3 protein-coding genes and 1 pseudogene are annotated in these 3,644 nt (G+C 68.2%); all 4 read right to left on the bottom strand.

Annotated features, from left to right (window positions below; translation table 11 throughout):
* Positions 1 to 739: pseudogene (ftsA, locus tag J5F18_RS08980) on the bottom strand (cell division protein FtsA); the annotation flags it as partial.
* A gap of 276 nt (positions 740 to 1,015) precedes the next feature.
* Positions 1,016 to 1,732: a cell division protein FtsQ/DivIB gene (locus J5F18_RS08975; RefSeq protein ID WP_346301903.1), complete on the bottom strand. Its 717-nt coding sequence runs from the start codon at positions 1,730 to 1,732 to the stop codon at positions 1,016 to 1,018.
* The gene (locus J5F18_RS08970; RefSeq protein ID WP_346301902.1) at positions 1,729 to 2,658 is read right to left on the bottom strand and encodes a D-alanine--D-alanine ligase; all 930 of its coding nucleotides are present in this window, start codon (positions 2,656 to 2,658) and stop codon (positions 1,729 to 1,731) included. Before J5F18_RS08970 ends, J5F18_RS08975 begins: the two co-directional genes overlap by 4 nt.
* Positions 2,655 to 3,644, bottom strand: a 990-nt coding sequence (gene murC, locus J5F18_RS08965; protein WP_346301901.1) for a UDP-N-acetylmuramate--L-alanine ligase, incomplete at its 5' end; no start/stop codon positions are given. The genes murC and J5F18_RS08970, both read right to left, overlap by 4 nt.

The following is a 3,644-nucleotide window of genomic DNA, read 5'->3' as shown; positions in this document are numbered from 1 at the left end:
CGGCAAGCTGGGTCAGGGCACAGGCGTACTTGACCTTGATCTCCTCCGCATGCTGGGTCGGGGTGCGCAGGGCCATGGCGATGTCGTTGGTGACCTGGTCTCCGGCAATGGGAATCACCGCCGTATGGCGGATGGCCCCTTCGGTGAAAACGGCGATATCGGTGGTGCCACCACCGATGTCCACCATGCAAACGCCCAGCTCGCGCTCGTCCTCGGTCAATACCGACATGCTCGAGGCGAGCTGCTCGAGGATGATGGCATCCACCTCGAGCCCGCAGCGGCGGACGCACTTCTCGATGTTCTGGACCGCGTTCAGCGCCGCGGTGACCAGGTGCACTCGGGCCTCCAGGCGCACCCCGGACATGCCCAGCGGCTCGCGAATGCCGCCCTGGGTATCGATGGCGAACTCCTGGGGCAGCACATGGAGCACCCGCTGCCCTTCGGAGATGGCGCGAGCCCGGGCCGAGTCGATGACGCGGTCGATATCGGAGGGGGTGACCTCCCGCTCCTTGATCGCCACCACGCCGTCGGAATTCATGGAGCTGATATGGCTGCCGGCGACACCCACATAGACCGAATGGATGTCACAGCCCGCCATCAGCTCGGCCTCTTCCACGGCACGCTGGATCGACTGCACCGTGGATTCGATGTTGATCACCACACCCTTCTTCATCCCGCGGGAGGGATGCGAGCCGATACCGGCGATCTCGATGCTGCCATCGTCGGTGGGCTGCCCCACGATCGCTACGACCTTGGACGTTCCGATATCCAGCCCGACTACCATACTGGACGCATTGGATGGACCTGCCATGAGTCGGGAACTCTCCTCGAACCTGGCCCGCGTCGGGGCCTGCATCACGAAAAATCAACCTGGGGCCAAATTATAGGAACAAGTCGAGTTGTTCCTCCAGCCCGCCGCCAGAATCACCGCTCACGATACGGTGATTTTCGCGCAAAAGAAACCGGCGTATGCCCATCGGCATGCGCCCTGCACCAGAAAATGCCGGCCGCCTTCCTAGCTCTCATCATCCTCGGCCGGATCGGTTTCTCCATGCCAGGCCACCGCGACCCCGTTGGGATATCGTAAATCGATGTAGCGGATGTGCGACGCCTGAGAGCCGAGCTGGCGCTGCCAGGCCGCGGAGAGCCGAGCCAGCCTCGCCTCCCGGTCGTTGCGACCGAGCATCACCCAGACGCCATCGTCGAGCTGGAAGCGCCAGGCGCCGCGAGGCTCCAGGCGCAGCTGGGAGAGCTCGAGCCCCATGGCACCGAAGCGGGTCGCCAGGCGCTCGTGGTAGGACAGCACTTCGGCACCGCTCCCCGGAGGGCCGGCGAGGTCAGGCAGATCGCCGGGCGGCGACACCGGACCGAAGGCGAAGGGCTCGCCCTCGGGATTGAGGAGGTACTCATCGTTCCAGCGGGCCACGGGGACCTGCTCGACCAGATCGAAGGTCAGGGCGTTGGGCCACTCCCGGGTGACGCGCACCTCGGCCAGCCAGTCGATGACCAGCGCCTCCTCGCGCAACTCGGCCACGTTCACCGACAGCCAGGTCCGGCCCTGGATCAGCGGTGCCAGCTGGTCGCGCAGGTAGTCGGCGCTGACATGGGTGAACTCGCCGCCGATGGAGACCCGCTCGATGGGGCGGTCGAGCCACAGCCACAGGGCCCGGCCGCCGGCCCCGAACAGCACCAGCAGCAGCAGCACGCCGAGCAGACCACCGCGCCGCGTCATGCCCGAGAAGCTTCCAGGGTGGCCGCCAGGATGCGCAGCACCAAGGCCTCGAAGTCGATGCCGGCGTGGGCAGCCGCCTGGGGCACCAGGCTATGGTCGGTCATCCCCGGCGAGGTGTTGATCTCGATCAGCCAGAAGCGTCCTTCGGCATCGCGCATCACGTCGACCCGACCCCAGCCCTCGGCGCCCACCGCCTCGAAGGCGCGGCGGCAGAGCTCGCCGAGCTCGGCCTCCTCGGCCCCGCTGAGACCGCAGGGCAGGTGATAGCGGGTCTCGTCGGAGAGGTATTTCGCCTCGTAGTCGTAGAAGCCCCCGGGCACCTCGACGCGAATCGCCGGCAGCACGTCGTCGCCCAGCAGCGACACCGTGTACTCCTCGCCCTTGACGAAGCGCTCGGCCATCACCCGGGCGTCGAAGCACGCCGCTTCCCAGTAGGCCGTGGCCAGGGCCTCGGCGCTCTCGACAATGCTGATGCCCAGGGTCGAGCCCTCATGGACCGGCTTGACGATCAGCGGCAGACCCAGGCGCGCCACCACCGACGACCAGTCGGCGTCCTCGTCGAGCATCACCGACTCCGGCGTCGGCAGACCCAGCGCCTGCCACATCAGCTTGGTGCGCTGCTTGTCCATGCCCAGGGCCGAGGCGAGCACGCCGCTGCCGGTATAGGGAATGCCGAGCAGCTCCAGTGCCCCCTGCAGGGTGCCGTCCTCGCCGCCGCGGCCGTGCAGAGCGATAAAGACGCGGTCCGGCGCCAGCGCTTCCAGGCCAACCAGGCCGCCCTCCGCCGGGTCATAGCCCACCGCATCAACCCCGGCACGCTGGAGGGCGGCGAGAACCGCCGCGCCGCTCTTCAGGGAGACCTCGCGCTCGGCAGAGCTGCCGCCGTAGATCACCGCCACGCGGCCCAGGTCGCTCATCAGGCTCATAGGGTCACCTCGTCGAGGTTGAGAGCCGCCTCGGCGAGGGCCAGGGAGATGCCCCCCACGTCGCCGGCGCCCTGGGTGATCAGGATGTCATCGGGGCGCAGCACCCGGGCCAGCAGCTTGGGCAATTCGCCCTTCTCCTGGACGAAGATCGGATCCACCTCGCCGCGCTGGCGGATGGAGCCGGCCAGGGTGCGCCCCTCGGCGCCGGGAATCGACGCCTCGCCGGCGCTGTAGACGTCGAGCAGCAGCAGCGCGTCGACCCCGGCCAGCACCCGCACGAAGTCTTCAAAGAGGTCGCGGGTGCGCGAATAGCGATGGGGCTGGTAGAGCATCACCAGCCGCCGCTCGGGCCAGCCGGCGCGCACCGCCCTTATCACCATCTCCACCTCCCGGGGGTGGTGGCCATAGTCGTCCACCAGCATCACCTCGCCGTCGCCGCCCGGCGCCGGGAAGTGGCCCTGGACCTGGAAGCGGCGTCCGACCCCCTGGAAGCCGGCCAGGCCGCGCAGGATGGCGGCATCCGCGACGCCGGCGTCGCTGGCCACGGCGATGGCCGCCATGGCGTTCAGGGCGTTGTGGCGCCCGGGCATGGCCAGGCGCACGGCAAGCGGCGCCAGGCCGCCGGGGCGATGGGCGGTGAAGCGGATCTCCCCGGCCTCCTGGGCGAAGTCGGCGATGCGATAGTCGGCGTCCTCGCTGAAGCCATAGGTAAGGAACTGGCGATGGATCCGGTCAAGCAGGCCGCGCACGTTGGCGTCATCGATGCAGAGGATCGCCAGCCCGTAGAAGGGCAGGTTGTGCAGGAACTCCAGGAAGGTGGTCTTGAGCTTCTCGAAGTCGCCGCCGTAGGTGGCCATGTGGTCGGCGTCGATATTGGTGACGATGGCGACCATGGGCTGCAGGTGGAGGAAGGAGGCGTCCGACTCGTCGGCCTCGGCCACCAGGTAGTCGCCCTCCCCCAGCCGGGCGTTGGTGCCGGCGCTGGT

The organism is Halomonas sp. BM-2019, from assembly GCF_017584085.1.
The sequence above is the reverse complement of the archived record's forward strand: the minus strand, read 5'-3'. Positions and strand labels throughout refer to the sequence as shown.